The following is a 24,332-nucleotide window of genomic DNA, read 5'->3' on the forward strand; positions in this document are numbered from 1 at the left end:
TATTATGCTGCACTGGCGCTCATTTTTAGCGATGCCTTGTGGCTCAAAGTTACAGCAATATCAGCTCTGCGTCTGATTATCTTACTGAAGTTATCACTTTTGTGAACTGGCCAGAAGCCCACCAATAAAGTTATCGACCAGACAACCAATCAACGGCTCCATATTTCCTGCCTTGGCAGTATCCAGTTTTCCGGTCACCGACAAAATACAAATACCATGAATCGAGCTCCATAATGCTTGGGCAGCTTGGAGCAACTCTTCATCTTTTTTTTGCGGAAACAACTGCGCAAAACGTTGAGTAATCATCACAAAACATGACAATATTTTATGCTGAAAGCTTTCTGGCAGCGGATGCGTTGTTGGTAATTTATGTTCAAAAACCATTCGCCAACGATTGGAATTTTCACTGGCATATCGGGCATAACCTAATGCTAAAGCGTGCATTACCGTAATCTCATCGCCCTGCTGCTGTAACTCTCGTTCAATTAACAACAAGATTTCATCCATGGTTTGTTCATTCAACTGAACAATCAAATCATCCAGATTCTTGAAAACCTGATACAAACTTCCTACGGTATAACCCGCCTGTTCTGCCACTTTTCGGGCAGTAACGCCGCGAAAGCCCTGCTCAACAACAATCGTTATTGCTGCATTGAGCATTAAGCTTTTCAATTCTTCACGGGTATGATCACTTCGCCTTCCCATAATTGATTTACTGCCATTAAATAAACTTGCCCATTATCACGGTGGTTTACCAAAAGCGGAAGGGCTCATAGAATGATTAAAAACAAGGGATTTCCAATACCATGAAAAGACTGAATCTTTCCAGCTCGGACGGTCATCAGATTCCAGCTCATATCTGGCTGCCAGAACAACAACCTATCGCAATCATTCAAATTAGTCATGGTATGGCGGAACATCATCAGCGCTATAACAGGCTAGCCGGTCAGCTCAATAATGCAGGTTACGCAGTGATCGCCCATGACCATCGCGGTCATGGCCAGTGCTCAGGCTTGCAAGGGCACTATTCTGATCAACAAGGTTGGAAACACGTTATTGATGATCTTGGACTGGTACAAAACTATATTCGCCAGCAGTATCCCGATCTACCGGTTTTCTTGCTCGGTCATTCAATGGGCTCATTTATTTCTTTGGCTTGGGCAGAGCAATATGGTGATCAGTTAGCTGGTTTGATTTTATCAGGTTCGAATGGTGACCAAGGCGTGATGTTCAGCGTGGCAAAATTGCTGATCAAACTAGAAAGATACCGCCAAGGCGCTCAAGGCAAAAGTCGCTTTCTTGACCAGGTGTTTTTTGGTCAATTCAATCGCAGCTTTGGCAAAACACAAACCAGCTTTGACTGGCTGTCACGCGACCAACAACAAGTTGAGAAATATCTCGAAGATGAGCAATGCGGATTTCTTTGCAGCAATCAGTTATGGCTAGATTTAATCTCAGGGCTACAACAGATTTACCGCCCACAAAATTTACAAAAAATCCCAAAGCAGCTGCCGATTCACTTTATTTCGGGCAGCAAAGACCCGGTTAGCCAAAGCTGCAAACACCTGCATAAGCTTTTGCTAAATCTTGAGCAATCTGGCTTCCAACAACTCAGCCATACCTTTTACCCAAATGGCCGTCATGAAATGTTCAATGAAACCAATTATCAGCAGGTTCAAGACGAGTTAATCCAATGGATTACTCGCCATACCTCGAACCGTCAAGCATCAGCAGCTTGAAGATATTGATCTTTTAATTTGCGGTAATTTTGCGGGCTGTACTTTAAAAAGTTCTTTTCTTGGTCAGTCAGTGGGCGTGCTTGCCTTGCTGGCTGACCACGATACAAATAACCACTTTCCAATCGCTTACCCGGTGACACCAAAGAACCTGCAGCAATCATCACATCATCTTCTACAATCACTCCATCCATCACCATTGCCTGCATACCGATTAATACCCGGTTGCCAATTTTACAACCATGCAAACAGGCTTGATGGCCAATCGTAACGTCTTCACCGATATCTAGCGGAAAACCACCCGGATTAAAATCGCTGGCGTGGGTTACATGTAAAATCGCCCCGTCTTGAACACTGGTTCGAGCACCGACTTTTATCCAATGCATATCGCCACGAATGACCGCCGCCGGCCACACCGATACATCATCAGCCAAACTGACTTCTCCAATCACTGTTGACTGAGGATCAACCCACACTCTCTTTTCTAATTGCGGTGTTTTTCCAGCAAAACTTCGAATATTCATCGATTCAATTCTCGCATCGCATTGTCTAATCCACCAAGGGTAAGCGGGAACATCTTTTTTTCCATAATTTGCTGCAATTGACTTATTGAATGGTGCCATTGCCATTGTTCAACGGGCTGTGGATTTAACCAGACCGCCTTGGGCCAATTGGCCAGCAATCGCTTCATCCAAACTTCACCTGGCTGTTCATTCCAGTGCTCAACACTGCCGCCGGGATAACTGATTTCATAAGGGCTCATGGTCGCATCACCAACAAATATCAGTCGATAATCTTCACCATAGGTATGCAATAAATCTTCGGTGGATATTTTATCGTCATTGCGACGGCTATTGTCTTTCCAGACTGATTCATAAACACAATTATGAAAATAGAAATACTCCAGATGGCGAAACTCGGTTCTGCAGGCAGAAAACAATGCCTCGCAGGTACGAATATGATCATCCATCGAACCGCCAATATCGAAAAACAACAATACCTTCACATTATTGTGGCGTTTCGGCGTCATTTTAATATCGAGCCAACCGGCATTATTTGCGGTAGCTTTTATGGTTGAATCTAGATCGAGTATTTCACTGGAACCGCTGCGGGCAAATCGACGCAGTTTTCTCAAGGCGACTTTCATATTACGCGTGCCTAGCTCAACTGAATCATCGAGATTTTTAAACTCTCGTTTATCCCATACCTTAACTGCACGCCGATGGCGAGATTCATCCTGACCGATCCTGACACCTTCAGGATTAAAGCCATAAGCGCCAAAAGGCGATGTACCGCCAGTACCAATCCACTTATTACCACCTTGGTGCCGCTCTTTCTGTTCTTCTAGGCGCTGTTTCAAACGCTGCATCAATTCATCCCAACCAATTGACTCCATTTTTTTCTTTTCTTCTTCTGACAGAAATTTTTCTATCTGTTTTCTAAGCCAATCTTCAGGAATTTCTTTATCTAACTGATCATTACTGATACCACGAAAATAATAACTAAACGCTTGGTCAAATCGGTCGTAATGTCGCTCATCTTTTACCAGACAACAGCGTGCCAACTGGTAAAAGTCATCAACCGAGCCCATCACCACCCGAGCTTTTAGTCCACCGAGTAAATCCAGAAACTCTCGAATACTGACCGGCACCTGAGCCTGTTTCAGAGTATAAAAAAAGTCGATCAACATGATCTAAACCTCTGATTACCCTTCGCGACGAGACAAGAAAGCCAGCTTTTCGAACAACTGAACATCTTGTTCATTCTTTAACAGCGCACCATATAACGGGGGGATTGCCGAACGATTATCCTGATTACGCAACACTTCCGGGCTGATATCTTGCGCCATTAACAGCTTAAGCCAGTCAAGTAATTCAGAGGTGGTTGGCTTTTTCTTTAAACCATTCATTTGACGAATTTCAAAGAAACTTCGCAGTGATTCTTCGACCAATTCATTTTGTAAATTGGGAAAGTGCACCTGAACGATTTGCTTCATGGTGTCTTTATCAGGAAAGCGGATGTAATGGAAAAAACAGCGGCGCAGAAAAGCATCTGGCAGCTCTTTTTCATTGTTTGAAGTGATGATTACTAACGGACGTTTTTTGGCCTGAATTCTTTGTTGGGTTTCATAAACATGAAACTCCATTTTATCTAGCTCTAATAACAGGTCGTTAGGAAACTCAATATCAGCTTTATCAATTTCATCAATTAATAAAACTTGTCGTTCATCGGCTTCAAAGGCCTGCCAAAGCTTGCCTTTAACAATGTAATTACCGATATCACGAACTTTTTCATCACCCAGCTGAGAATCTCGTAAGCGAGACACCGCATCATATTCATACAACCCCTGCTGCGCGCGGGTGGTTGATTTAATGTGCCATTGAATAAGATCGGTATTTAGAGATTGGGCGACCTGTTCAGCCAGCATGGTTTTACCGGTGCCTGGCTCACCTTTAATGAGCAATGGTCGTTGCAAGGTTAATGCAGCATTGACCGCCATTTTTAATTCTTCGGTGGCAATGTAGCTATCCGTGCCTTCAAATTTACTGTCTTCAGATTTCATTTTTGTTATTACTCTGCAGCAACATGTTGCCGCAGAGTACAACCGAAGGACTGAGATTTACAGCCTTACGCCTATCAAAAAAACGAGCATTCTAGCTAGCGTTCTAATATGCCTTGTCGGAATACCCGCATTTCACCGCGCTGCATAATATTCCACTGCTCGTTATCAGTTAATGGCCGAGTGGCGATGATCGTCACAATATCGTTGGGCGTTGTTTCACTGCCAAAATCGACTTGCATATCATCATCAATCAGGCTGGCATCACCAAATGGTGCTTTGCGGGTAATCCAGCTCAATCGTTTACCACAATAGGCAACTAGGTCTTTAGAATCTGACAGCAACATATTAAACACGCCCAGTTCAGCCAATTGATCGGCCAGCCCTTGAACAAACCGCCATAGCGTCATGTTATCGCGCGGAGGCTTTGGGAATCGCTGCCTTATTTGCGATAGCATCCAACAAAAAGCATGCTCAGAATCAGTCGTGCCAACCGGCAACATATCAGTCAATGCTAGTTTTTTGATTCCCTTAAGCTGACCATTATGAGCAAAAGTCCAATAACGGCCCCATAACTCACGATTAAACGGATGGGTATTCTCTAGGCAAATTCCACCACGATTCGCTTGGCGAATATGGCTGATGACAATTTGGCTTTTCAGCGGATAGTCACGGACAAAGCGAGCGATATCTGAATCGGCGCTCGGCTGATAGTCGCGAAAACCGCGAATCCCCTTGCCTTCATAAAACACAATGCCAAAGCCATCTTTATGTGGCCCAGTACAACCACCTCGCTGCATCAGCCCGGCAAAGCTGAAGCAAATATCGGTTGGTACATTGGCACTCATTCCCAGTAGTTCACACATCAGACGCTTGTCTCTTTTATCGCTTCGGCCAGTTGATGGGTGAAATCATCTAACCGTCGGCGTCTTTGAGCAAGCCCTAACCACATAAACGGTCGGGTCAAGATTCCTAATAAAAGTTGCAGCGGTCGGTTTTTATATCTGGGGATCAAATGCAAATGAACATGCGGCACATGTTGCCAGGCAGCCTTGCCGTCATTAACCAACCAATGGCATGCATCTGCCCCAGTCACTGCCTGCAAAACTGGCGCTATTTTTCGTGCCGTTAAAAACAAATCGGCCATTTCAATTTCACTTAGTTCGGTCAATTTTTCTTGATGCGTTTTGGAAACCAGCAAGATGTGACCTGCGGTCAATGGAAACAAATCAGCAATGACTAAACAGTGTTCAGTTTCCAAAACCACCGATGCTGGCTGTTTATTTGACAAAACATCACAAAAGATACATTTCAATTTCACCGCTCCAACCATGTTCTTCAATAAAATTTACTGTTTATTTTCATTAAGATAAAACCATTCTCATTCCCTTCAGTCAAACCTTACTGAATGTCAGAGAATAAATTCTACCTCCTTTGGCACTTGACCTGACATGGATCAAAGGCGATATTTGGACAGTCGATTCATACGACCGTTTAAAACATCCCTTTAAGTCGAACAATGATAACGGGAGCACTAGAAGTGACCAACGGAATTTTATTAGCATTGGCTTTAGCTGGTGCGTGGGCAATGGCCTACAGACGCTCATCGCTGAAAGAATGGACTATCTATGGTGCAGCAGCGCTGGCCGTATTAACCCTATTCAGCGGCTTCTCAGGAGTTGGACTGGCAATTAGCTGGTTGATCTTCGCTGCAGTTGCAGTGCCTTTAAATATGGACAAGATCCGTCTTACCTATATTTCTGGCCCAATCCTTAAACTCTTTCGCAAAATCATGCCAACCATGTCGCAGACTGAAAAAGAAGCGCTGGATGCAGGTACGGTTTGGTGGGACGGCGAAATTTTTGCTGGCGATCCTAATTGGAAAAAACTGCTGTCAATTCCAAAGCCGACTTTGACCGAAGAAGAGCAAGCATTCCTCGACGGCCCGGTTGAAGCAGCATGTCGCATGTGTGATGACTGGAAAGTCGTTCATGAAGATGCCGACCTGACGCCTGAAACCTGGCAGTTCCTGAAAGACGAAGGCTTCTTCTCGATGATCATCAAGAAGAAGTACGGCGGTAAAGATTTCTCAGCATTAGCTCACTCAGAAGTACTTGCTAAGCTGTCCGCACACTCTGCAACTTTGGCATCTACCGTTGCCGTGCCTAACTCATTAGGCCCAGCAGAATTGCTGCAACACTATGGTACTGAAGAACAAAAAAATCATTACCTGCCTCGCTTGGCTAAAGGCTTGGATATCCCTTGCTTTGCATTAACTAACCCTGAAGCGGGTTCCGATGCTGGCTCAATCCCGGATACAGGTATTGTTTGTAAAGGTCAGTACCAAGGCAAAGAAGTCATCGGTATGCGCATGAACTGGAACAAGCGTTATATTACGCTGGCTCCGGTTGCTACGGTTATCGGCTTGGCTTTCAAAATGTTCGACCCAGAAGGTTTATTGGGCGACAAGAAAGACATCGGTATCACTTGCGCACTGATTCCTCGCAATTTCCCTGGCGTTGAAGCTGGCCGTCGCCACATTCCTCTGGGAACACCGTTCATGAACGGTACCACCAAAGGTAAAGACGTATTCATTCCATTGGATTTCATTATCGGTGGCGTAGATATGGCAGGTCACGGCTGGCGTATGCTGGTTGAATGTTTGTCAGTAGGTCGCTCTATTTCATTGCCTTCTTCCGCTGCAGGTGGTGCACGTGCCGGTGCAATTGCTACGGGTGCTTATGCTCGCATCCGTCGTCAGTTCAAAACTGCGATCGGCCAAATGGAAGGTATCGAAGAAGCGCTGGGTCGTTTAGGTGGCAACGCTTACCGAATGGAAGCCGTTCGAGCCTTTACTGCATTTGCGGTCGATTTAGGTGAAAAACCTTCAGTACCATCCGCAATCGCCAAGCTGCACGTGACCGAAATGGGTCGACAGTGCGCGAACGATGCAATGGATATTCAAGGTGGTAAAGCCATCGTAATGGGCCCACGTAACGCTGCAGGTCGCGCTTACATGGCAGTTCCTATCGGTATTACCGTTGAAGGCGCAAACATCCTGACCCGTAACCTAATTTTGTTTGGTCAGGGCGCAATGCGCTGTCACCCATACGTTTTGAAAGAGCTTGATGCAGCAGCTAACACTGACGACAAACAAGCACTGAAAGACTTCGACAAAGCATTGTTCGGTCACGTTGGTTTTGTTATCTCCAACGCATTCCGCTCATTGTGGTTAGGACTGTCTCGCGGTTATTTCGCCAAAGCACCTGCTACACCCACTAAGCGCTACTACCAGCATCTGACTCGTATCAGTTCTTCGTTCGCCATTTTGGCCGACGTGAGCATGGCGGTTTTAGGTGCCGAACTGAAGCGAAAAGAATCTGTATCCGCTCGCTTGGGTGATGCTTTAGCGATGATGTATATCGGTTCTGCAGTACTTAAGCGCTGGGAAGATCAAGGCCGTCCTGCTGCTGACCGTCCATTTGTGGACTGGGCAATGGACGACTGCATCTACCAAGCTGACAAGGCGATGAGCGACTTGCTGAAGAACTACCCTAATAAGTTTGTTGGTGCCGGATTACGTGCATTAATCTTCCCATTAGGCTTCCGCACTCCTGGCGCAAGCGACAAGCTAAGCCACAAGGTTTCAGCATTGTTAATTGAGCCAAATGAAGCACGTGATCGTTTAGCCAAAGACGTATATACCGAAGACCATAAGTTCAATTTGATTGGTCAGATGGAAACGGTTTTACGTGACACGATTGCTGCAGAGCCAATCGTTAAGAAAATCGATAAGGCAATTCGTAAGGGTGAGCTAGCTGTTCCTTCTCACATCTTCGATCTGCCAACCAAGATCAACTATGCCCTTGAAGCTGGAATGATTAACGAAGCAGAAAAAGAATTACTGACCCGTTATGAAGCAGGCCGATTGGAAACCATCACAGTTGATGATTGGGATCACGAAGACATGGTTCGTGCTCAATACCAAAAAAAGCAGACTAGCAAGAAATCTGCTGCCTGATTTGAAGTTTTAAATCAGCAATAAAGAATGCCGGGCTATTTAAATAGCCCGGCATTTTTAGTTTAAAGGGGCGTTATTGGGCCATAGTGTGAGCTACTCTTCCTTGAAAGCTCGCTTTGGGCAGCACCACTATCGGCATCGAGGACATCAAGAGGGTTTACATAAGGGCTAAATGCGCAATTAATTCTTATTGGATACGATGCTGATGCTTCATATAGCAAAGCAGAAACATAATTATTTTCATGCGCAACACCAACGGTTTGCTCAATATATTGATAGCAGAACATTAACCTGAAATCCCTAGCCTGATCAATTGGCGCCACAGCCATTCCTGCTACGGGGTCAAAAAAACAAATTTTTTTATCATCGATAGCAAACAACACAAATTTAAAATTTTGCGAAGCAATAGGGATTTTTAGCATCACTGCTGAAAAAGCTTTATTTGGATTCAGCGGCACTGTCGATTCAAACGATGTACTACAGTGGCTTCTATATGATATGATATGGTCACCCTCTAAATTTCTAATTACACGGAAACTTTTGTTTTCTTGGTAGTTTTTCTGCATTTTATTTATCTTAATATGCAGCTTGCTTTCACTAAGATCTTGTTCGTATTTTTCTATAAAAAAATTGCCAGTAAATATCCTAAGATCGCACTCCGCTGCAAGAAAAGCACTACACAACCCATAAGAATAAGCCAAGGCATCAAGCGTCGGGTTATAGGCGAAACTGCCACTCGAAAGAGTAACTTTAGGAACGAGAGTGTTGCTTGCAAAAGTACAGCCAGTCCAACCATATTTATAGCCGGTCTCGATCAAATGTTTCAAGACTTGCTGGTAGCTAGCTGGCGAAGCGGATGGAGCAACATTATTGCTACCTGCACTCGAAGTGTCCATGAACAAAACATCCTTAAATTTTCTTCTAGTAAAGTAGATAATTTAAAAAACAGATAGAGATATGCTCACAAACTAATCGAATAAATTGTTGGCTTATATTTTTTTAATGATAAATACAGCCAGTAAATTGGAGTGAAGATTTACTGCTTGATTTATTAAATTTATTTGAGCGTTTGATCACAATCGGAGCCGCAACCTTCAACTAGCGGCAACACTACATTCCCGCTGAAACGCCATCGATATGTCTTGTTCAGCACCTTTGGTAGTGGTGACTGTGAATGCTCCTGCGACAACCTTCAGCCCCATGACAGCATTTAAGCAAGGTACATTTACAATCATCGCTGGCGATTCAGATTACGAAGACATGGTTCGCGCTCAAAATTAGCAAGAAATCTGCTGCCTGATTTGAATCGGCAATAAAAATGCTGAGCTATTTAAATAATCTAGAATTTTTATTCATCATCACCCCAATCACCCTGCATTTTCATTAAAAAATAGATTGGGTGAGCTGTTGATTTAAGAAGCAAGTAATCAACACTAACTCCTGATTTTATCTGGTAATACTTACGGACATATTGACGAGAAATAATTTCAATAGTACTTTTCACTGAACTACTATTTGGCACATCAACTTGAATGCAACCAGCATTTGGATCAAAAAAGCACAAGTGTGTATTACTTAGCACGTAAGCAAAATACCGACCCATTAAGTGAACAATAACTGGAACACCATCTACAAGAGCCTTATCAATAACACTGAGACTTGGCAGGCTTGCTACACAGGCTCCAGAAAACTCACCCATTTTTCCGGAAAATATAGTCATACCCGCCTTATCAACTAATTTTTGATACTGATGCCCCTTAGTAAAAAAACTCTTGGATTGCTCTCCAGGATTTGAGGCGATTTTAAATCGTGCAAAATTACAGTTATGAGCGATAAATTGAGCACATAACCCAAATGATAAATCGATACTTACTGTTTCGCCTGACTGAATTTTTTTCTCAAGCGCTTGCTGAACATACCCAACAAATGGCCACTTGTTAGATCCAGCTAGCTCAGCAAGCATTTGCAAAGCAGTTTGAGGAGATTCAACATAATCCGCCATAACAATCCTTGTTTTTCTAAGTAAGCGAAGTCTAGCCAAAAAAAACGCCAGCCGAAGCTGACGTCATTTAATAGCAAAACCTAATCACCATCTGGCAGATCAATAATATAACTTTCCCAATCATCCGGGTCGCAATCTTCAACCAACGGCAACATCCTCACTGAAATACCATCGATATGCGTTGTTTCAGCATCTTTAGTAAGCAGCGGGTGCCATTGCGGCAAACCTTTACCTTCTTGTAACCGACGATAAGTACAGGATGGCGGCATCCAAGTGAGATGTTCTTGCAATAATTTTGGGGTGATTTTCAAACAGTCAGCGCGAAAGTTCTGGCGATCACCGTAATTGGTACAGCAGCCCGATTTTTTATCTAACCGCGAACAATGAATCGTGGTGTAGTAAATATCACCTTGGTCTTCATCTTCTAATTTATGTAGACAGCACAATCCACAGCGGTCACACAATGCTTCCCACTCTGCATCATCCAAACTTTCTAATGGCAGCTGCCAGAACTTCTCTCTCAACGATTTAACACTCCGTTCATTTGCCGAAATTACACTTTTGTTGTTGCGGCCAATCTTCAAACTTCTGGGTCATGTCATCAAATACTCGGCCCTGAAGCCGATATTTAGTTTGACCTTCAATCCGCTCGGCGCCATAAGCATCGTAAGCTCTCAAGGCTTCAGCATTGGCATTTCTAACCGCCCACTCCACTCGAAAGTAGCCTCGAGATTTAGCAATTGCAGCTAAATTACACAGCATTTTATAACCCACGCCTGCACCACGAGCTTCCTGCGCAACATAAATGTTGTCCATATAAATACCTGGCAAGCAAGCGTAGGTTTTAAAGGTTTGATAAAAAATGGCGTAGCTAACGACTACACCATCTAACTCACCGACAATCACTTCGGCCGTTGGCCAAGGGCCAAACAAAGCAGCACGCAAGCGCGCGCAATCAATGCTCAATTCATGCTCTAGGCCTTCATATGCAGCCATGTCATGAATCATGCTAAAGATTGAATCCAAATCAGCAGCTTTTGCCCAGCGAACTTGCAAATCAGCCATATAAATTATCTCCTCCTTGAATCTGAATAGGGTTCAGCCCCTGCGGAGGCTGCTGCAGGTAATATCCATTCGCCTGCAAATTACCGATGACCTTTTCTACAGGTACTCGCGCCAGCTTACGCTCAGGCGTTAGCTGTAAATTCATCACGTGCGTTGGCGTACCAAACAGTTTTAACAGCGCCTCAGGAACGCGGGAGAAATCATCCTCCTGCTCGACATAGAGATACATTTCCTGTTTCTTGCTACTGCGATAAATGGCACATGCTTTTACTGCTGACTGATTCATCTATGAATTGTCCCCGGTTCTTGTGATGTGTGGCTGAAACCGTTATAACCCAAAACCATGACCGGACTGTCTGCCAAAATGCCATGGAACTTGATCTGAAAGCCAGCGTCTTTCCGCTGAGTGTTGTCAAACTGAATAGCCTCGATTACCCGCAACTTGCGCGTATTCTCGAACAAAAGCGCGCAATGGCGCCTGGCTTTTTCAATTATACCCCAGCTGTGCTGGATCTTCAGTCGATTGATGAAGCACCTGATTTCAATAAACTCAAACAGTTACTCACCGAATCTGGCATGGTGCCGGTCGCAATTCACAATGCTTCCGAGCAACAAAAAGCCGATGCCAGCCAATGCGGACTGGCCATACTAACAGCCAGCCAGAGCACCAACCAGAAACAGAGTCAACCGAGCGTCAAATACATTGAACAGCCGGTGCGAAGTGGCCAACAAATCTACTTCCCCGGCGATCTGATCATCTGCGCACCGGTGGGTGCTGGCGCTGAAGTGATCGCTGATGGCAATATCCATATCTATGGTGCTTTGCGCGGCCGAGCTTTAGCTGGTGCCAAAGGCAATCGTTCGGCAAGAATATATTGCCAACAATTGAAAGCTGAACTGGTTTCTATTGCAGGATGTTTTCAAGTCAGCGAAGACTTTCCTGAGACAGAAAACAAAACCGTTGAAATAAGGCTTGCCGAAGATCGTTTGCAGATGCGCACACTTTAGTTACCATAGCGGCAAACCAAATTCGTGACATTTCTCACATCCTAATATCACACCAAGGGGTGACTCTGTGACCAAGATCGTTGTGGTGACTTCAGGCAAGGGGGGCGTAGGTAAAACTACGACCAGCGCCGCAATTGCAACCGGATTAGCGCGCAAAGGGCATAAAACCGCTGTAATTGACTTTGATATCGGACTCAGAAACTTGGATCTGGTAATGGGATGCGAACGTCGGGTCGTTTACGACTTCGTTAATGTAATCAAAGGTGAAGCAAACCTTCATCAGGCAATGATCAAAGACAAACATACTGATAATTTGTTTGTATTGCCGGCTTCGCAAACTCGCGACAAAGATGCACTCACCCGCGAAGGTGTTGAGCAAGTCCTAGACGACCTTTCCAAAATGGACTTTGAATTTGTAGTTTGTGACTCCCCGGCTGGCATTGAACGAGGCGCACTTATGGCGCTTTATTTTGCTGACATAGCCATTGTTGTCACTAACCCTGAAATATCTTCTGTTCGCGATTCAGACCGTATTTTGGGTATTTTACAGAGCAAGTCTCGCCGAGCTGAGCAAGGTGCCGAGCCAGTGAAGGAACATTTGCTGATTACACGCTATATGCCACAGCGCGTGGCTACTGGCGAAATGCTTTCAGTAGAAGATATTGAAGAAATTTTGTCTATTCCACTTTTAGGAGTAGTTCCTGAATCACTTGCTGTACTTAAAGCGTCTAACTCTGGCCAGCCAGTGATTCTTGATGATGCGAGCGATGCAGGGCAGGCATACGACGATACCGTTGAACGCTTCCTTGGATCAGAACTACCCTTTCGTTTCCTCAAGGAAGAAAAACAGGGCTTTTTAAGCCGGTTGTTCGGAGGTAAATAATGAGCTTTATGGATTATTTTCGATCGTCTAGCCCAAAAAAAACGGCTTCAGTTGCTAAAGAGCGACTGCAGATTATCGTGGCCCACCAAAGAAATACCCGAGCCCAACGACCAGATTTCATCCCTCAATTAGAAAAAGAGATCATCGAAGTCATTCGCAAATATGTTGCGGTTGATGATGAAATGGTGAAAATTGAAGTAGATAAAACCGGTAATTATTCGGTATTGGAAGTGAATGTCACACTGCCAGATCAGCCGGCTGGTTCTTAGCTTTAATAGACACTAAAAAGCCCCAAAAAATTAATTTCGGGGCTTTTTTGTGCTCTAAATCAATCGGCTGTAACGTTAGGCAGCCTTATCTTCATCTCGCAATTCACGGCGAATAATCTTACCCACATTAGTTTTAGGTAATTCTTCGCGGAATTCGACATGTCTCGGCACTTTATAGCCAGTCAGATTTTCTTTACAGAATGCAATGATTTCTTTTTCGGTAACTGACTCACCTGGCTTGCGAGCAATAAACAACTTAACTGATTCACCCGAACGCGCGTCTGGAACACCTATTGCGGCAACTTCCAATACTGAAGGATGCATTGCAACCACATCTTCAATCTCATTCGGATAAACATTAAAACCAGAAACTAAAATCATGTCTTTTTTACGGTCAACAATTCTGAAAAATCCTTTTTCATCCATTGCCGCTACATCACCGGTTAATAACCAGCCATCTGGCGTGATGGTTTCAGCTGTTGCTTCTGGGCGATTCCAGTAACCTTTCATTACCTGAGGACCACGAACACAAAGCTCGCCTGGCTCACCTTGCGGTACTTCGTTGAAATCATCATCTCGAATACTAATTTCGGTCGAAGGTAACGGCAAACCAATTGTGCCGTCATAAGCTTCTTTATCTAATGGATTAATGGTAACAGCCGGGCAAGTTTCGGTCAGGCCATAAGCTTCCAGCAAAGTAGTGCCGGTAACCTGCTGCCATTTCTCTGCCACTGAACGCTGTGCTGCCATACCGCCAGACAATGTCAGTTTCAATTTACTAAAGTCGACATCTTTAAAATCTGGATGGTGCAACAAACCATTAAATAGGGTATTCACTCCAGTAATTGCCGTCATGCCGCTATTTTTAATAGCCTTAATGAAGGTGCCAATATCACGTGGATTAGTGATTAAAATATTACGACCACCCAGCATCATCATGGTCAGGCAATTCGCGGTCAGTGCGAAGATATGATAAAGCGGCAAAGGCGTTACGATGACAATTTGCCCATCGCTTAGCTCGCTTAAATACGGGCCGATCCAGTGCCGAGCCTGGGTCACATTAGCCAAAATATTACAGTGAGCTAATACCGCACCCTTAGCTACCCCTGTTGTGCCACCGGTATACTGTAAGAAAGCGATATCATCCGGCTCAATATCCACCGGCTTAAATACCATACTCTTGCCGCGATTAAGCGCATCTTTAAAACGAATTCTGCCTGGCAAATCAAAAGCTGGCACCATTCGTTTTACATACTTAACCACAGAATTGATCAGGACTGATTTAGGGAAATCCAGTAAATCACCCAATTGTGTCGTAACGACATTACGAATTGGCGTGTCTTCGATAACCTTCTGCAAAGTGTGGCAAAAGTTTTCAATAATAATGATTGTTTCAGCGCCAGAGTCACGCAACTGATGTTTTAACTCTCGAGCGGTATAAAGCGGATTTACATTCACCACCACCATGCCCGCACGCAAAATACCGAATAATGCCACCGGGTACTGAAGTAGGTTTGGCATCATAATCGCTACGCGATCACCCTTACCCAAACCAAGACCATGCTGTAAAAACGCAGCGAAATCAGCTGTTTTTTGCTCCAGCTCACCATAGGTCATTGTTTGACCAATATTAGTGAAGGCACCTTGATCGGCGTGATCTCGGGTACTTTGAAGGAACACATCGACAAGCGTTCGATGCTGGCCGAGGTCTATCTCCTCAGGAACACCTTCTGGGTAGGATTTGAGCCAGAGTTTTTCCACTTTCTGCTCCTTTCTCGTTATTTTTTTAGCTCGCTTTTGCGAGTCTGTTTATTCAGTTCAGGAGTTTTTTACAACCTGACAAGAGACATGAACCACCACAGCAAAATGTCAGCTTTATAGCTATAACTCAGATGCAATTTAGAAATCACTACCTAGATAGCTTTATTTATATGAGCTGATCAATAGTCGTAACCAATAACAATAAAGTCTGCTGGTGGCCTACACTGCCGAGAGACTAACCTGTCGGTCAGATTCCTGCAACAAAAGTGATAAGTTATTACAATGCTAAATCGCTGTACCATGTGGCGCTACAGGCATAAAATGCTGCGAATCTTTGGAGGGATACCATGAAAAAACTTAAGCTAGGATTTTTGTCTTTATTACTGTTACCCGGCGTCACTTTAGCCAGCCCGGAAATCAGTTTAGGTCTATCAGACCACAGCCTCTCTTTTGCAGTGAGCCAATCTGGCTCCGAAGGGCAATGGGCCTTTGCTTCTGCCCAAATAACTGATGATGAACATAAGTTGCGACAAGCAGAAGTGGGACTTGGCGTAGCAGAGTCATTGAGTGATCAGGTAGCGGCGGGTGTCGGTTTGGTGGCAATGGCGCAAACTTTTGATGCCCAGAACACAGACTTCGATGGTATTGCACTAGCGGTTCGCCTTTCAACTGAGTTAAAAATCCCCGGTCAGTTAGGTTTATTGGCAGCCGCTTCTATCGATTATGCACCCGGCATTACCAGCATTCAGGATCTGGATAGCTACCAAGCATTTCGTGCATCAATTGCCTACCCATTGCTGAGCCGAGGAACCATTGGCTTGGGGTATCACAATATTCAAAGCGAAACTGACTCAGCTGAAGATGATGTTACGGTTGATGAAGCCGTTACACTCCAGCTAAGCCTGCAGTTTTAAATCGATTAACCTGTTTTTAAAACATCTTGCGGTGACAAAAACTGGTTAATCAGTTCAGCGACTTGCTCCGGGTAGTCCATATGCAAATGATGGCGCCCGGGCAATTCCAGATGTGTCAGATCAGCCACTTGCTCTAACCGCGTCTGCGGCGTAATGCCTTTCCAAAGCTCGTCATCAATTGCAGTGATTAGCAAAGTTTTTGCGCTGATCGCAGTTAAAAAACCGGCTACTTGAGCCTCACTCATTCGCCAAGGCGATGGTAATCTCAAGCGGCTATCACTACGCCACTGCCAGCCTTCCATGCCTAACTGCAAACCCCGTTCAAGCAACAATCTGGCAGAAGATTCTTTCATCGGTGATGCTTGAACCCTGGCGCGTATCGCTTTATCTAATGCTATAGAACGTTTTTTGGCACTGGAGGCAAACCGCTGCGTCACTGATTGAGCCAACAGTGCCGGTAAATCATTTTCATCAATTGATAAAGGCCCTAGCCCTTCAATTAATAGTAATTTATCAACACGATCAGCAAAGGTACCGGCAAATAAACTGGCAATGCCCGCCCCCATCGAATGGCCCAAAATTGAAAATTTCGACCAGCCAAGGAACTCAGCAATCTGATAAACGTCCGCGACATAGTCAGTGAAATGGTACAAGGCATGCTCTGGTCGATGATCAGAACGACCATGACCCGGTAGATCTATCGCAACCACAAAGTAATTGTCGATTAATGGTGCTAAGGGACGAAAACTATTGGCATTGTCCAACCAACCATGAATTGCTAACAAAGGAGGGTCAGCAGGATCACCCCAGCAGAGTGCTTTCAGGTTAGTGTGCGCCAACTTCAGTGTTTTTGATAAAGGGCCTGTTTCGTTCATGGAAAATCCCTCATGGCATAAGCACTTTGTTATCAGGAAACCCGTTTCGATGATTTACTTTTGATTTTTCAGCAATTGCAGCTTTTTCGCAATCATTCACCGATAACTACAGTGCACCAATTGCCAGCTTTTGAGTCAAGCATTGTCGATAACAAATTTAAAAAACTTACCCAATGGCTGAAGACTGGCAATTTAACCATTGAAACACTCAGCGTTAATTGCCACATTAACTTCATACCTGCCCATAAGACTGAAGAGCTATCCACTTGTTAAAACGTGTTTTTAAAAGCATCACTATTTTACTGATCAGTAGTGTTGTTATCGGCATTACATTGCTATCAGGTTGCAGCAAACTGAGCTATTACAAGCAATCGGTCGCCGGGCAGTGGCAGTTAATTCGTGATGCCGAGCCGATATCGCAAGTAATCACTAATCCAAACACCGAGCAAGAAGTACGGAAAAAACTGCAATATGCGCAGCAAGTCACCCAATTTGCGGTTCAGCAACTTGGATTGCCAGACAATGGTAGCTACCAAAAATTTGTCGAGCTAAACCGCAACTATGTCGTTTGGAGCATTACCGCAACGCCCGAATTTAATATTCAGCCCAAAAACTGGTGCTTTCCAATTGTCGGCTGCGTCAGTTATCTAGGCTACTTTAGCCAGCAAAATGCCACAGAACATGCAGAGCAATTAAAAGACCAAGGAATGGACGTTAGCGTCAGAGGTGTTAGCGCTTACTCAACGCTCGGTTGGTTTAAAGATCCACTACTTAGTAGCATGATCCGCACTAATCGTTTTCAATTGGCCGGCACCCTTATTCATGAACTAACACATCAGTTAATTTATATAAAAAATGACACGGCATTTAATGAAGCATTTGCCGTTGCCGTAGAACAGGAAGGCTTAAAGCGTTGGCTGGCACATCTCGATAGTATTGATCAACCCGAGTCACCAAAAGCAATGCAATGGTGGCAGGCCAATCGACAGCGACAAAAAGATTTTACCGACTTGCTGCTAAATAATCGCCAGCAGCTAATCGAGCTCTATCAATCAGCAGTGAAAGATAAAGCCAGCAAAAAACAACAGATATTTGCTCAATTAAAATTAGAATACCAAAAGATGCGCGATCAAAAGTGGCAAGGCTACTCTGGCTATGATCGCTGGTTCGAACAACCATTAAATAACTCGCACTTGGCCAGTATCGCCAGTTATCAAGATTTAAAGCCTGCATTCAGCCAGTTATTAAAAGATCATCAGTACGATTTAAGCGCCTTTTATCAAGCAGTCGAAGCGCTTTCTCAGTTAGACAAAGCACAGCGTGATCAAAAGTTGCAAACGCTATATATTCAATCACAACAACAACAACAACAACAACAACAACAACAACAACAACAACAACAACAACAACAAGTAACAACCAATGCTAAACAATCAAAAAATTGATGATTCATGGAAGCAAAAGTTGCAGCTATCCAACGCCCCTGCAAAAGACAGTCTGATTTCCAACTGTGATTATTACCAGCACCCAGATATAGACATCGCTGCTTTTATTTATCTGTCAGATAGTTTGTCCATTATTAATCCGGCAGCGAGCGTAGCAACTGAACTAACGCCATCATTTCTAAAGAACCCTCAGCAATTTATGGCTCAAATTTCTAGCTTGGGCTACGAAAGCTACACAGAGGATCATGATTACTATTTATTTGATGAAGTGCAGCCTTTTACTAATCAACATTGGCCAATAGTTGAATTGAATAGCGAGCGAGATAATAAAGAAATCAATCAGTTTTTTGAAAGCTGCAATGAAGAGGATGTTTTTAGGTCGGATATCGACGACAGCATGGATTACTATTATGCCGTTAAAATAAAACAAAAAATTGTAGGGTTACTTGCCAGCTACTGTGCAACAGAACCATTTGAATCACTCTCAATATTGGTTCACCACCAGCATCGACAACAACACATTGCCCAAGCACTCCTCAATCACCTTACCGTGCAAGCCAAACAAAGAAATCGCCATATTCGCTACCGTACTGCGGTCGATAACATAAGCTCCATTAGACTTTGCGAGTCATTAGGCTTTACCGCCCATAGCAAAATAATAACGATTTCTAAGTCAGAAAATACAGTTTATGGCAATGGATTCTCACGCGCCCAAGCCTCAAAGCCACCGGCCAAAGAATAAACTTCTTCAAAGCCGCGCTGAATTAAATAATCTGCCACTGAAATTGAAGAAATGCCGTGATAGCAACACACAACAACCGGCTGATCAAACTCGGCTTCATTGAGCACTTGTTCCAGGTTGTGGTTGCCTAAATGAACGGCCCCTGGAATATGACCCTGTTGGAAAATTGCCGGTTCACGAATATCAACCAACAAACAATCCTCCTTTTCCAGTAGGGTTTTAACTCCGGTAATATCGATCTGTTGAACCTGGCTCATTTTATTATCTACAGCAAAAGAAACACCGACTCAGAATACCTTTCAGGCTTTCAACAAGCAAAAACAATCAAACCAGCACTTATAGTTTTAACCCTACTCACTGCAAGTTTGCTTGGCAGAAAGGCAAGATAGATCCATGATTACACCCAAACCACTTCAAGGTGTAGGTTCAGAACATATTGAAGTAGTTTAGGCAGACCCCAATCAGCGCCAGCTAAAAAATCAGGAGCGAGTCATGCAAAAGCCGACAACATCCAATACTCCACAAGCAATGGAAGTCTGTCATCTGAGCTGCCCACACCCGGGTGGTGAGCATTCGCTAACCTATTATGTTTGGGGGCGAGGCAATTCTCACCACTTAATTTGCCTGCATGGACTGGCTAGAAATGGGCGAGATTTTGATGATTTGGCCATTAAACTGATTGATCAAGATTACCAAGTGATTTGCCCTGATTTACCCGGCAGAGGGCTAAGTGCTCACTTACCATCTGACGTTAGTTACAGCCCAGAACAATATTTATCTGATATGCAATACCTGCTACAGCATTTAAAAATCACTAGCACTGACTGGATAGGTAGCTCATTAGGTGGACTCATCGGCATGGGTATCGCAGCTCAGCCTGAGTCACCCGTTCAACGATTAATTTTAAATGATATTGGCCCAGAAATTCCTGAGCAGGCAATCCTCCGCATTGGAGAAAACCAAGCTTGCTTACCGCCACTCGATAGCTATTCATCAATTGCCGAATGGAATTACCTGCGCTATCCAAAAAGCCTCGGCAATTTAACACCGGCGCAAATGGACCGATTGGTAAAAAGTGATTTCATTCCGCTGGCCGACGATAGCCTATCGCCAAGAGTCGACCCAAGAATTGGTGAAAGTGTTCGCGACCGTAACGGGCAAAGCCTTGATTTATGGCCATGGTGGCAAGCACTAAAATGCTCGACATTAGTTATTTGGGGCGAAGATTCTGATGTGTTAACGCTGTCTATTTTGGAAAAAATGCAGCTATTGCAACCCTCAATGCGAGTCGCTAATTTACCTAGCGTTGATCACACACCGAGCTTGATGGAAGCAGAGCAGATTGAACTGATTGCAAACTGGTTAGAATAAATCGCCAGCGTGTTGCCAACAAATACTTAAAAGGCCACGACTTATTTCGATAAGCCATGGTCTTTTAATATTGATGCTATTTATTTTAATTACTTCTGCTGATGCAAGCTCAACACAAAAGATACCGGCACCGCTTTACTAACACTTGGCAGCCCAGCTATTTTTCGCAGCTTTTCCACACCATCGTATAAATTAAAAACAGAAGCGTTAATGACTACTGGTTGTAAACTATTAACCAGAATTTTATTTTCAGTCAACTTTGAAATTAAAACATCAAATTTAACCATAGCTTTTTGGCCATGCAGCAACACATCGGCCTCAATGGTGTGGCTAACACTATCGCCCACTGCTAGCTGTTCAATACTTCCTGGGGCAATTTTCGCAGACAGTTTTAACTTGGGAAATTTAACTATTTCAAACAATAAATCTCGCATTCGCTGATCACGAATTTCAATCGCCGTATCGACACTTTCCAGCGGAATATTCAGGCTAAAAGTACCCTGCTCATTCAACTCGCCCTCAACCTGATTAAAGCGATGCACCTCAGCAACGTTTTCTACTTTAGTGGTAATGAAACTCACTCGAGATTCGGTATTTTCCACCAACCATTGCGCAGCATGGGCAAACGACATAGAAGCTGAGCCTAAAAATATGGCACTACTTACCAAACTTCCGACAAGTAGCTTTTTGCCTAATGACCCAACGGTAGTAAAACCTGATTTTACTGACTTATTTTTCAACTGATCTGCAACGCTCATAAAAAAATTCATTAATTGCTATATAGAATATGAGTACCGCAACAGGAAAATGTTCAAAATGAATCAATCTTTTAAATGACAGGAAATCACTTAATCAGCAACTTCTTTCAAGCAAAAAAATACCGGGCTATTTTATTAGCTCGGCATTTTTATCTAACCAATTGAAGCAGAAAACTTACTTCATCAACATCTGGTTCATGCGGCGAACAAAGCCAGCAGGATCATCCAAATGACCGCCTTCAGCCAAAGTTGCCTGGCCGAGTAACAACTGCGCCCACTCACCCATTACTGCGTCGTCAGTTTCGTCTTGCAGACGGCTAACTAACGGGTGATCTGGATTGATTTCCAAAATTGGCTTGGACTTTGGCATTTCCTGGCCAGCTGAACGCATTAAACGCTCCATCTGGCTCGTCATGCTATTTTCGTCTGCAACCAAACATGCAGGAGAATCAGTCAAACGCTCAGATAAACGTACTTCTGAAGCTTCGTTTTCCAGCAGTTTAGTTAACTGTGCAGTCAAAGATTCAAACTTCTCTTGCTTAGCTTTTTTACCTGCTTCTTTTTCAGCTTTTTGCTCGTCGGTTTGCTTTTCTTCTTCCATCTTATCCAGATCTAAAGCACCGCGAGCAACAGAAACAATTTCCTTTCCATCGAAATCGGTCAGATGAGACATCAGCCATTCATCGATAGGGTCAGATAACAACAGTACTTCGATACCTTTCTTTTTAAAGATCTCGATATGTGGGCTGTTGCTAGCTGCAGCATGACTTTCTGCCGCAACATAATAAATTTTGTCCTGACCTTCTTTCATGCGCTCAATGTAGTTAGCCAGTGCAACATTTTGAACCGCTTCACCGGTTTCAGTAGAAGCAAAACGCAGCAGTGCGGCAATTTTTTCTTTATTGCCCATATCTTCTGCTGGACCTTCTTTTAATACCTTACCGAAGGTATCCCAGAACGCCTGATATTCTTCTGGCTGATTTTTCGCCAGCTTCTTCATCATATCCAGCACTTTCTTGGTCGATGCTGAACGGATCGAATCAATCACTTTGCTGTCTTGTAACAATTCACGAGAAACGTTCAAAGGCAGGTCGTTAGAATCGATTATGCCGCGAACAAAACGCAGGTAAGTCGGCATAAATTGCTCGGCGTCATCCATGATGAATACGCGCTGAACAAATAACTTCAAGCCATGCTTGGCTTCACGCTGCCATAAATCGAAAGGTGCACGCTTTGGCAAGAATAACAGGCTGGTGTACTCCAGCTTGCCTTCAACCTTGTTATGCGACCATGTCAGCGGTTCATCAAAATCATGAGACACGTGCTTGTAGAACTCTTTATATTCATCTTCAGAAATATCTGATTTTGAACGGGTCCACAATGCAGTTGCTTTGTTGATGACTTCGTCTTCAGCTGGCTTGGTTTCTTTACCTTCTTCATCCAGCTCTGGCTCGCCTTTCATAATTACCGGCAAGCTGATGTGGTCAGCGTATTTACTGATAATTTGGCGGACTTTCCAGCTATCGAGGAATTCTTTTTGATCGTCTTTCAACAGCAAAATAATATCGGTACCGCGGCTGCTACGGGTGGTGTATTCAACGGTAAATTCGCCATCGGCGGTTGAATCCCACATCACTGCCTGGTCTTCTGCAGCATCAGCACGACGGGTAATCACTTTTACTTCATCAGCAACAATAAATGAAGAATAAAAACCCACACCAAACTGACCAATTAAACCAGAATCAGACGCTTGATCACCGGTCATATTTTCAAGGAATTTGCGAGTACCAGAATTGGCGATCGTACCGAGGTTATTGATTACCTCGTCCCGATCCATACCAATACCATTATCACTAATGGTTAAAGTGCCAGCTTCGCTATCAATCGAAACACGAATGTTCAGTTCCGAATCACTACCCATTAACTCTGGCTTTTCCAGTGCTTCAAAACGCAGTTTATCAACCGCATCTGATGAATTGGAAATCAGCTCACGCAGGAAAATTTCGCGGTTGCTATAGAGAGAGTGAACCATCAGATGAAGCAGCTGCTTGACTTCTGCCTGGAATCCAAGCGTTTCTTTCTGTGCTTCCACCGTCATAGATATTGTCTCCTAGTGCTGTTGTCTACTCGACCGAGATAAAAAGAAAGGCCGAATCTAGTCTTGTCTGGCAGCTAATTTGGGGACGGTTGATCAGGGTTCAAGGGGGCGCGATGAAATCAGCACAGAAAGTGTGCATTTGAATTCCTATTCAAAAAAAAACATAGGAAGAGATAATCAAACATTTAACTGGCCAGACCGGTTTTAAACCGGCCTTCGGCCACTTAATGCATGGGATAAAGTGCTGCCATCGGCATATTCCAGTTCACCGCCCACCGAAACACCATAGGCAATTCGGCTACAAGCCAGCGCGCGCTTTTCTACCATCATTGCAATGTAGCTAGCGGTTGCTTCACCTTCCAAGGTCGGGTTGGTGGCTAAAATCACTTCTTTTAATTGATCGTCTTGCAAGCGGGTTTGTAAAACATCTAACCCGATATCTTCTGGCCCAATGCCATCTAATGGCGACAGCCGACCATTTAAAACGAAATAGCGACCAGAGTAACTGGCGCTAGATTCCAATGCAGCGACATCGGCTGGCGATTCAACCACACACAGTAAACTGCTATCTCGTTTTTCACTGGAGCAAACATCACAAATATCTTGTTCGGTCAGCATGCGACAACACGAACAATGACCGACATTTTCCAGTGCAAATTTCAAAGCATCTGTCATCAATTCGCCACCATGACGGTCACGTTCTAATAAATGAAATGCAATGCGTTGGGCAGATTTAGGGCCGATTCCGGGCATACAACAAAGTGCCCGGATCAGTTCGGTAACAGCGGGGCTAAGGTTCATCCTTAAAACAGATTCCTGTATCG

At 44.0% G+C, this 24,332-nt stretch carries 26 protein-coding genes; 9 read left to right on the forward strand and 17 right to left on the reverse strand.

What is annotated here, in order from left to right; genetic code table 11:
• Positions 1-93: 93 nt before the first annotated feature.
• The gene (locus DC094_RS18985) at positions 94-705 is read right to left on the reverse strand and encodes a TetR/AcrR family transcriptional regulator (RefSeq protein WP_116688708.1); all 612 of its coding nucleotides are present in this window, start codon (positions 703-705) and stop codon (positions 94-96) included.
• A 101-nt stretch (positions 706-806) separates the two neighbouring features.
• Between DC094_RS18985 and DC094_RS18990 the strand changes: the two genes are divergently transcribed.
• A complete protein-coding gene (locus DC094_RS18990) occupies positions 807-1,739 on the forward strand; it encodes an alpha/beta hydrolase (protein ID WP_116688709.1) in 933 nt (310 codons plus the stop codon).
• On the opposite strand, the gene DC094_RS18995 is transcribed toward DC094_RS18990, so the two are convergent.
• From DC094_RS18995 to DC094_RS19015, 5 genes are all read right to left on the reverse strand, one after another.
• The gene (locus DC094_RS18995) at positions 1,721-2,260 is read right to left on the reverse strand and encodes a gamma carbonic anhydrase family protein (RefSeq protein ID WP_116688710.1); all 540 of its coding nucleotides are present in this window, start codon (positions 2,258-2,260) and stop codon (positions 1,721-1,723) included. The genes DC094_RS18990 and DC094_RS18995 overlap by 19 nt on opposite strands.
• Positions 2,257-3,426, reverse strand: coding sequence for a vWA domain-containing protein (locus DC094_RS19000; RefSeq protein WP_116688711.1), 1,170 nt, complete (start codon positions 3,424-3,426; stop codon positions 2,257-2,259). The genes DC094_RS18995 and DC094_RS19000 overlap by 4 nt, the downstream gene beginning before the upstream one ends.
• Positions 3,427-3,441: 15 nt before the next feature.
• Positions 3,442-4,299 (reverse strand): AAA family ATPase, encoded by an 858-nt coding sequence (locus DC094_RS19005; RefSeq protein WP_116688712.1) that lies wholly within the window; start codon positions 4,297-4,299, stop codon positions 3,442-3,444.
• 95 nt (positions 4,300-4,394) lie between these two features.
• Positions 4,395-5,162, reverse strand: a complete 768-nt coding sequence (locus DC094_RS19010; protein ID WP_116688713.1) for a class II glutamine amidotransferase — start codon at positions 5,160-5,162, stop codon at positions 4,395-4,397.
• Complete coding sequence (locus tag DC094_RS19015) at positions 5,162-5,611, reverse strand: HIT family protein (RefSeq protein ID WP_158527397.1); 450 nt, start codon at positions 5,609-5,611, stop codon at positions 5,162-5,164. Before DC094_RS19015 ends, DC094_RS19010 begins: the two co-directional genes overlap by 1 nt.
• A 225-nt stretch (positions 5,612-5,836) precedes the next feature.
• Here DC094_RS19015 and DC094_RS19020 point away from each other — a divergent pair, with 225 nt between their 5' ends.
• Positions 5,837-8,317: an acyl-CoA dehydrogenase gene (locus DC094_RS19020; protein WP_241504093.1), complete on the forward strand. Its 2,481-nt coding sequence runs from the start codon at positions 5,837-5,839 to the stop codon at positions 8,315-8,317.
• A gap of 62 nt (positions 8,318-8,379) precedes the next feature.
• On the opposite strand, the gene DC094_RS19025 is transcribed toward DC094_RS19020, so the two are convergent.
• The 5 genes from DC094_RS19025 to DC094_RS19045 form a co-directional block, all read right to left on the reverse strand.
• Positions 8,380-9,213 (reverse strand): hypothetical protein, encoded by an 834-nt coding sequence (locus DC094_RS19025; protein WP_116688716.1) that lies wholly within the window; start codon positions 9,211-9,213, stop codon positions 8,380-8,382.
• 452 nt (positions 9,214-9,665) lie between these two features.
• On the reverse strand, positions 9,666-10,358 hold the full coding sequence (locus DC094_RS19030) for a hypothetical protein (protein WP_133245626.1): 693 nt from the start codon (positions 10,356-10,358) through the stop codon (positions 9,666-9,668).
• Between the two features lie 41 nt (positions 10,359-10,399).
• Positions 10,400-10,843, reverse strand: coding sequence for a YcgN family cysteine cluster protein (locus tag DC094_RS19035; RefSeq protein ID WP_116688718.1), 444 nt, complete (start codon positions 10,841-10,843; stop codon positions 10,400-10,402).
• 16 nt (positions 10,844-10,859) lie between these two features.
• Positions 10,860-11,384: a GNAT family N-acetyltransferase gene (locus DC094_RS19040; protein ID WP_116688719.1), complete on the reverse strand. Its 525-nt coding sequence runs from the start codon at positions 11,382-11,384 to the stop codon at positions 10,860-10,862.
• Entirely contained in the window at positions 11,377-11,670 is a 294-nt protein-coding gene (locus DC094_RS19045) for a YcgL domain-containing protein (protein WP_116688720.1), read from the reverse strand. Before DC094_RS19045 ends, DC094_RS19040 begins: the two co-directional genes overlap by 8 nt.
• A gap of 83 nt (positions 11,671-11,753) precedes the next feature.
• Between DC094_RS19045 and minC the strand changes: the two genes are divergently transcribed.
• The 3 genes from minC to minE all read left to right on the forward strand — a co-directional run bounded on the left by minC (position 11,754) and on the right by minE (position 13,544).
• Positions 11,754-12,392, forward strand: coding sequence for a septum site-determining protein MinC (gene minC, locus DC094_RS19050; RefSeq protein ID WP_116688721.1), 639 nt, complete (start codon positions 11,754-11,756; stop codon positions 12,390-12,392).
• 67 nt (positions 12,393-12,459) lie between these two features.
• Positions 12,460-13,275: a septum site-determining protein MinD gene (minD, locus tag DC094_RS19055; RefSeq protein ID WP_116688722.1), complete on the forward strand. Its 816-nt coding sequence runs from the start codon at positions 12,460-12,462 to the stop codon at positions 13,273-13,275.
• Positions 13,275-13,544, forward strand: coding sequence for a cell division topological specificity factor MinE (gene minE, locus DC094_RS19060; protein ID WP_116688723.1), 270 nt, complete (start codon positions 13,275-13,277; stop codon positions 13,542-13,544). The genes minD and minE overlap by 1 nt, the downstream gene beginning before the upstream one ends.
• 75 nt (positions 13,545-13,619) lie before the next feature.
• On the opposite strand, the gene DC094_RS19065 is transcribed toward minE, so the two are convergent.
• The gene (locus DC094_RS19065) at positions 13,620-15,305 is read right to left on the reverse strand and encodes an AMP-binding protein (protein ID WP_116688724.1); all 1,686 of its coding nucleotides are present in this window, start codon (positions 15,303-15,305) and stop codon (positions 13,620-13,622) included.
• 347 nt (positions 15,306-15,652) lie between these two features.
• Here DC094_RS19065 and DC094_RS19070 point away from each other — a divergent pair, with 347 nt between their 5' ends.
• Entirely contained in the window at positions 15,653-16,219 is a 567-nt protein-coding gene (locus tag DC094_RS19070; RefSeq protein ID WP_116688725.1) for a YfaZ family outer membrane protein, read from the forward strand.
• A 5-nt stretch (positions 16,220-16,224) separates the two neighbouring features.
• Here the strand turns inward: DC094_RS19070 and DC094_RS19075 are convergent, their stop codons facing one another.
• Positions 16,225-17,094 carry an alpha/beta fold hydrolase gene (locus DC094_RS19075; RefSeq protein WP_116688726.1) on the reverse strand — a complete coding sequence of 290 codons (870 nt, stop codon included), beginning with the start codon at positions 17,092-17,094 and terminating at the stop codon, positions 16,225-16,227.
• Between the two features lie 266 nt (positions 17,095-17,360).
• Here DC094_RS19075 and DC094_RS19080 point away from each other — a divergent pair, with 266 nt between their 5' ends.
• Together DC094_RS19080 and DC094_RS19085 are read left to right on the forward strand one after the other, a co-directional pair.
• Complete coding sequence (locus DC094_RS19080) at positions 17,361-18,539, forward strand: aminopeptidase (RefSeq protein WP_158527398.1); 1,179 nt, start codon at positions 17,361-17,363, stop codon at positions 18,537-18,539.
• Complete coding sequence (locus DC094_RS19085; protein ID WP_116688728.1) at positions 18,517-19,281, forward strand: GNAT family N-acetyltransferase; 765 nt, start codon at positions 18,517-18,519, stop codon at positions 19,279-19,281. Before DC094_RS19080 ends, DC094_RS19085 begins: the two co-directional genes overlap by 23 nt.
• On the opposite strand, the gene glpE is transcribed toward DC094_RS19085, so the two are convergent.
• A complete protein-coding gene (gene glpE / locus DC094_RS19090; RefSeq protein ID WP_116688729.1) occupies positions 19,227-19,538 on the reverse strand; it encodes a thiosulfate sulfurtransferase GlpE in 312 nt (103 codons plus the stop codon). The two genes, DC094_RS19085 and glpE, sit on opposite strands and share 55 nt — an antisense overlap.
• A 235-nt stretch (positions 19,539-19,773) precedes the next feature.
• Here glpE and DC094_RS19095 point away from each other — a divergent pair, with 235 nt between their 5' ends.
• A complete protein-coding gene (locus tag DC094_RS19095) occupies positions 19,774-20,652 on the forward strand; it encodes an alpha/beta fold hydrolase (protein ID WP_116688730.1) in 879 nt (292 codons plus the stop codon).
• Between the two features lie 89 nt (positions 20,653-20,741).
• Here DC094_RS19095 and DC094_RS19100 read toward each other — a convergent pair whose 3' ends face one another.
• From DC094_RS19100 to recR, 3 genes are all read right to left on the reverse strand, one after another.
• Positions 20,742-21,410: a YceI family protein gene (locus DC094_RS19100; protein ID WP_206605703.1), complete on the reverse strand. Its 669-nt coding sequence runs from the start codon at positions 21,408-21,410 to the stop codon at positions 20,742-20,744.
• Positions 21,411-21,585: 175 nt separating this feature from the next.
• Entirely contained in the window at positions 21,586-23,508 is a 1,923-nt protein-coding gene (htpG, locus tag DC094_RS19105; RefSeq protein ID WP_116688731.1) for a molecular chaperone HtpG, read from the reverse strand.
• A 204-nt stretch (positions 23,509-23,712) separates the two neighbouring features.
• Positions 23,713-24,309 (reverse strand): recombination mediator RecR, encoded by a 597-nt coding sequence (recR, locus tag DC094_RS19110; RefSeq protein ID WP_116688732.1) that lies wholly within the window; start codon positions 24,307-24,309, stop codon positions 23,713-23,715.
• Positions 24,310-24,332: the final 23 nt, after the last annotated feature.

Source organism: Pelagibaculum spongiae, from assembly GCF_003097315.1.
Taxonomy (GTDB): domain Bacteria; phylum Pseudomonadota; class Gammaproteobacteria; order Enterobacterales; family Pelagibaculaceae; genus Pelagibaculum; species Pelagibaculum spongiae.